The sequence below is a fragment of the Anabaena sp. UHCC 0253 genome (assembly GCF_009712085.1).
Taxonomy (GTDB): Bacteria; Cyanobacteriota; Cyanobacteriia; order Cyanobacteriales; family Nostocaceae; genus Dolichospermum.
This window is the reverse complement of sequence record NZ_VILD01000001.1, coordinates 598,368-604,707: the sequence shown is the minus strand read 5'-3', so window position 1 is coordinate 604,707 and position 6,340 is coordinate 598,368. Positions and strand designations below refer to the sequence as shown.

Annotated in this window: 3 protein-coding genes and 1 pseudogene; all 4 read right to left on the bottom strand. The window is 35.9% G+C overall.

The features are described from left to right. Positions 1-4,013 (bottom strand): annotated as a pseudogene (locus FJR38_RS02675) (hypothetical protein); the annotation flags it as partial. Further along, positions 3,983-5,320: an ATP-binding protein gene (locus tag FJR38_RS02670; RefSeq protein WP_168493828.1), complete on the bottom strand. Its 1,338-nt coding sequence runs from the start codon at positions 5,318-5,320 to the stop codon at positions 3,983-3,985. The gene FJR38_RS02670 and the pseudogene FJR38_RS02675, both read right to left, overlap by 31 nt. Before the next feature lie 134 nt (positions 5,321-5,454). Continuing rightward, the gene (locus FJR38_RS02665) at positions 5,455-5,970 is read right to left on the bottom strand and encodes a molybdenum cofactor biosynthesis protein B (protein ID WP_168493766.1); all 516 of its coding nucleotides are present in this window, start codon (positions 5,968-5,970) and stop codon (positions 5,455-5,457) included. A 70-nt stretch (positions 5,971-6,040) separates the two neighbouring features. Then, positions 6,041-6,340: photosystem II reaction center protein Psb28 (gene psb28, locus FJR38_RS02660; protein WP_168535227.1), on the bottom strand; the 300-nt coding region annotated here is incomplete at its 5' end.

The window sequence follows — 6,340 nt, the reverse complement described above, 5'->3', positions numbered from 1 at the left end:
AAATTAACGCTATTTACCCAACTATTATGTCCTTGCAGAGTTCCTAGTAAATTACCATCAAGACTCCAAAGTTTTACAGTTTCGTCCATACTAGCAGATCCGATAGTATTACCATCAGGGCTAAAATTGGCGCTGATCACACCACCACTGTGGCCAGAAAGAGTTTTGAGTAATATACCTTCCCGACTCCATAATTTGATTTTTTTATCTAAACTTGCAGAAACAAGAATCTGACTATCACCAGACCAAGCTACAGATAAAACTGCATCTTCATGGGCTGGTATAGTCTTTAATAATTGACCTTCTCGACTCCACAATTTTATGGTTTTATCAGCACTGCTAGAAGCAAGAATTTCACCATCACTAGACCAAGCTACAGCTAAAACAGCATCTTCATGACCTGGTAAAGTTTTTAATAATTGACCTTCTCGACTCCACAATTTTACGGTTTGATCTGTACTTGCAGATGCAATAATTTGACTACTAGGATGAAAACTGACACTATTTACAATAGATGTATGATCTAGTAAAGTTTTTAATAATTGACCTTCTCGATTCCAAAGTTTGATTGTTTTGTCTTGACTAGCAGAAACTAGGATTTGACTATCAGGACTGAAACTCACACTATTTACCACATCTTCATGGCCTGATAAAGTGTTAATTAAAATACCATCAGGACTCCAAAGATTAATTGTTGTATCTGCACTAGCTGAAGCTATCAAAGATTTATCTGCACTAAATATCACCATTTTTACAGCAGATAAATGACCCTCGAAACGGTTACGTTCTTTAACTCCATAGACCGCTTGATAGAGTGCTGTTAGGACTTTTTCCTTAGTAGAAGTATTTATCCATAGAGTTTTTTCTAATTTCTTTCCTGCTTTTAAACTTTCTTTTAAAGCATCAATACCTTTTTGAGAAGCAAATAAAGCTTCACTAGATGCGCTGAGAGTTTTCATTTCACTATCTGTGGCTGTAATCACAGAAATAGTTAAACCAAAAATAGCGACAATACAAGCTGTTAAAGCTAATTTTAGAGCAATATTTAATCTGGCTGCACTTAAACGTTGTTTTTCTTGACTATCAGCTAGTTTAGAAGTTAACTCTTTTTCTTTGAGTTCTGTTCGCAAATGTTCAATTTCTATTTGACTTTTTTCTTCGCGCTTGCGTAGTTCTTTGAGTTCGGTAAGTAAATTATCTCCTTCTTGGTGAGTATGTACTAAAGTAACATCGTTCTGAGTTTTTCTTAATTCATTTTTGAGACGTTCTATTTCTTGATAACTATTTCTGACTTTATCTCGTAATTTATTAATTTGGGTTTGTAATCCAGATTCCTGTTGTTGTAGATGACGAATTAAGTCTACTAAATAATCATGAATTAATTGATAGCGTTCAGGAATATTAGGAAATAAAACAACTAAACCTGAACGAACTAAAATATCTAAAATCAAATCTAACTTACTAGGATCTTCTAATTCTGATAGTTCTGAATTTAACTCTGCTCGCGTTTTAAAAGGTCTTTTATTACTATCGTCTGTTAATAAGTATAACACGAGTAGAGTAGCCCTTTCATTTTCTTTCCCACATTCTTTAATTAATTCTTTGATATATGTTTGAATTAACTTATTTGGTCTATATGGTTGATATTGGGCAAGAGTAGTAATATATTTATCTTGTAATTGTGCGCCTGCTAATTGTAATTCTATGGGACGAACTTCACCAAGTTCTGAAGACAAATCAGCAACGAGGGCATCAATTAAAATCGGTTCTAATTTGAGTTGTGATTCCTGGTGTAGTCCATGAGAACGTTCAGTTAATTTTTGAATAATTTTTCTAGCATTTTGGGGAGAAAAGTTATTAAGTTGATAACGAATATTTTTGTCAAGAATATTATTATTAATGGCTTCAATTGAGGAAAGATGTTTAAAGTCTAGTAATCTATGTAAATAATCTTCGCGCAGAGTCAGAATAACTTTCACAAAAGATATACTTAAACAGTCACTGATAAATTTATCAAATTCTTGTTTTTCATGCCCGTCTGTATAACCAAAGAAAAATTCTTCAAACTGATCGAAAATTAAAACTGTAATTAAATGATTATCGGCATTTTCTCGGAGTTGTTGAAGAATAATATCAATAGTTGCGGGTGTAGAAATATCAGAGAGAGATTCTGTTTCAATATCTACTGTTTTCCGCAATTGCAACATGGCTTTTGTGAAAGACTTCCCTAATTCTCCCAACCAATCTGTATATACTTGTAGGACAACTGGTACGGCAATTTGATCACCTATAGCGCGGTTTTGCAGTGCGGGAACTAAGCCAGCAGTGACAATAGAACTTTTACCGACGCCTGATTGTCCATGAATAACTATCAACTTTTGGTCAGCACGGCTAATTCTGCCAATTAAGTTATTAACATCGTGTTCTCTTCCGGAAGCGGCAATTTCTAAAGCTATACTATTATTGCCGAATGTAGAGGTTAAAGTAGAGTTGGTGGCTTGTCTTTGGGGTTGTAAACGCCCTGCACCAATGAAGGCACAAAAACCATATTGTTGTTCTACTGAACGGAGTTTTTGTCTAATAATATAGGCTTGAAGATAAAAGCCAGCTTGAAAATATAAGGATCTCAGAATCTGTAATAAGCGAATATAACGATGGGCATCATATTGATGTTCACTACTTTCTAAAGCTAATGATAGTTGTTGAGATGCTGTGTTTATATATTCTTCGGCTACTGTTGCTTGATTGAGATTATTTAAGGCTTTAGCTACGGTTAATAAATAAATTTGTTCTAATATTAGAGGAAATAAATAATGATATAATTGCTGCTGATTTTGTGCTTCTTCTAGTTGTAATAGTGATATATGTGCTAAGATACTGGCTTGCATCCAGCGTGCATTATAAACAGCTACCTGGGCTAAGAAACCATAATCACAAGCTAATTGAATTTTACTGCCATATACTTGATGTAATTCTAGAGATTTTTGAGAGACAACTTGTAATTCTTTCCAAGCTTTTAAGTTATATAGAACTTCCGATAACTGACTAATGAAGTCTGAGACTAAATCTGTCCTTTCCGCAACTTCAAATGTTTGTAAAGATTGTTGAATATATGTTTTGGCTGATTGCCAATATCTTTGACTGGTTCTTTGGTTTTGTTCGGCGAGGCGACAACAACATAATCCAATATAAAGTTGTAAAATTGCCTGTTTTAAAAGATAATTATCAGATAGGTCAGAAAATTCTAGCCCGATGAGGTTTTCGTGGTGATTCCAAAATTGCAAACTTTCTTGAAAGTTATTTAAAGCCGAATTAATTCGATCATTGACATAATCATCTATGCCAAAAATAAACTTTAAACTGGCATTTAATTCTGCTTCTATTGTCATCCCTCGATTATGCAATTCTTTAATTGCATAATGGAGTTGTTCGCTACTGATCCATATTTGTTCTAGGTTGACATAATTATCTTGAGTATGTTGGCTTTGTAAAACTATACTAAATAAATCATTGGTTTCTTGTTGCAGAAATTCTAGCAACCCCATGGAAGTCATTTCAAATCTAATTGGTGTAGCAGCCCAACTAGCAAAATCTGGAGATAACCGTAGGATTTTTTGTAATACTTCATCATTTACCCACAAAATCATGGGGATTTGATAACATTTGCGAAATTCATCGCGGACTTGATTCATGGAACGGAGGAGATCATCTATGCTATGAACTGACTCAAACCCCATGATCATTAATCCAGTGGGTTGATTAATGATGAGTTGTGATTGAATTGTGGTATATAAACTTGTGGTATTTTTGGCTAAGGTAATACTTTGGATACTCTCATTTCCCCAGCCCATAGCTGTTAGTTGTTCCAGTATTACCTGACGCAAAAATTCGTAGTTACAGCACAACAAGATAACTGAAAACTGATTTTTAGAAAAGGTGATTGCTCTTTCTAAACTACGCAAAGACTGTTGATTTGCAGCGATTATGTCACCTGCTTGCTGTCTTTTAACCATAATTTAAATTTCTCTGTTTCTGCTAAAACGGGGTTCAGTGCAAACCAAACTCCTTGGTGATCGCGATATTCAAATACGAATAAACTGCGTAATAAAATATCGTACTCTACGTTGCCTTTAACTCGCTGGTCTTGGATCACATGAAAGATTAATTCACTCTCATCCAGATCAATGGCGTTAGCACGATAGTCTCTTTGTCGTTGGATCACTAATTCTACGCATTTCCGATCAAAGGGTGGATCTTGTTCTCGTAAACAATCAAATAGTAGTCCTAATAAGTCGCGGACATGACCACCACTAATGAGACATAAACGATCTAAGGTTTCGGAATTATCAAATAGTTGGGTAATTAAGTTGAGACGATCTGTTGATGAGATGTCAGGAAATGCTCTTGCTAATACCATTTGTCGCATTAATCCGAGTCCTTCTATGTTAATTTCTCCAGTCCGTTGACGGACGGGAATCATTGGTAATACTTTGGGTGCGACTCCACCACCTAAACGATGTTGGAGTTCGGCGCTATCATTAGAAAATGTTAAGGCTAAGGGAATTGTGTAAACTATATGGCAATTAAGTTTGCGTAGTTGTTCCCCGCGATCAATGAATAAGTATTCGGGGAGCGATCGCCCAGAAGGTAAGGGACGAATAGCAACTCTATCTAAGTTATCTACTATTACTACTAATCCTTTTTTACCCCTAGCTTTGAGTTCTACATTGGCGCGATCTAAAAGTTCTTTATTAATTGATTGGAGGATATTTTCTGTTCGTGGTTCTAAATAGTCTCTTAATCGTCTGCGTAACTGTGGACTTTCTTTGGTTTGAGCCGTAATTTTGGCAATACCTACTGATAATTCGGCTTCTAACCCCAATTCTATGGGTGTTTGCAAAAAATCTACTACCTCACTAAATAATTTAGTGAAGTAAGTAGGTTGGACACGAAGTTTCATCGCTTCCAAATTTTCACTGACTAGACCAGCGATCGCTAATAAAATATCTGTAATATCTATATCCACCATTTCTAAAACATGGGTGGACTCGAAATAGACAACATGAAAATTTTGGGCTTCTAATTCTGCTTTAAGCCGTAACAGTTCTGTGGATTTTCCACAACCTAAATGACCTGTAAATAGTTGACAAGTTGGCGTATTTGGGGAAATTCTGGTAATAGTCCGCAGCAAAGCTTCAATGATTTTACCACCACGAACTGAAGCAAAATCAATATAATACATCCGGTCGTCTACATTTTCAATCATCAACGGACGGGAAGGATTACAGGCTTGATAAAATCTTTCTAGGTTAAGAAGCATAAAAATCAATTCACGCTGTAATGGTAGTGACATAATCTGTCATATTCTCTTTACAGTGCAGAATTAGACTTATCCGCAATAACTAGGTATAGAAAAATGGCTAATTTTCTTTTTTTTCTTCAAAAACCTATATTTCAGACTTCTTTCGGGAAATTTACCTGTTTGACTAAGTGTACCAACTCCGGTAATATCAGCTTTTCCATACCTAGTCGCACAGCGTTACTAGAACCGGGAAGCGAAAAAATGATTTTATTTTGATACACACCTGCTACAGCACGAGAGGCGATCGCTCGTGAACCAATTTCTTGATAACTTAAAAACCGAAATAATTCCCCAAATCCCGGTAAAATCTTCTCTAATAACTTTTCTAAAGCATCATAAGTAGTATCTCTGGGCGCAATTCCCGTTCCCCCATTCAAAATTACAGCCTGAATCTCAGCATCATTCCCCAAAACTTCCATTTGGGTTTGAATTTCTCTAGGTTCATCTTTGATAATCTGATACAATGCCACTGTATGATCAGCCGCTAAAAGTAGCTCTTTAATTAATTGACCACTTTTATCTGTGTCAGGGGAACGGGTATCACTAACAGTAATCACCGCGCAACTTACAGAAATTTTCTGCTTATTTGGATGTGGTTGAAATTCCATAGGTTTTTGCGTTTGAGCCAATGACCAATGACCAATGACCAATGACCAATGACCACTGACTGCTAATTAATTAAGATTTGCTCAATCCTAGTCCATTATCCTCAGCGTAGCGATTCATAAACCGCATAAAGCGTTCCCATTCATCATTCGACTTCATCACATAGACTGCTTCTAAGGATTCTGGCTTACCGTTGACAAATTTACCTTGAACTTCACGAATAACAATTTCCCCTTCTTCGTCAATCAAGTACATTCCGGTAACTTCATCTTTTCCATCTTGTGCCAAAATCTGCGGATTAGTGAAAACAAATGTTGCTGTACCACTTTCACCTTTTTTCGCTCTCGTCAATCGAACATCTGGAACTACTGT

What these genes read in the sequence shown, in the direction of transcription:
- FJR38_RS02670 (WP_168493828.1), bottom strand. Translation starts at nt 5,320, where the DNA reads ATGCTTCTTAACCTAGAAAGATTTTATCAAGCCTGTAATCCTTCCCGT.
- FJR38_RS02665 (WP_168493766.1), bottom strand. Translation starts at nt 5,970, where the DNA reads ATGGAATTTCAACCACATCCAAATAAGCAGAAAATTTCTGTAAGTTGC.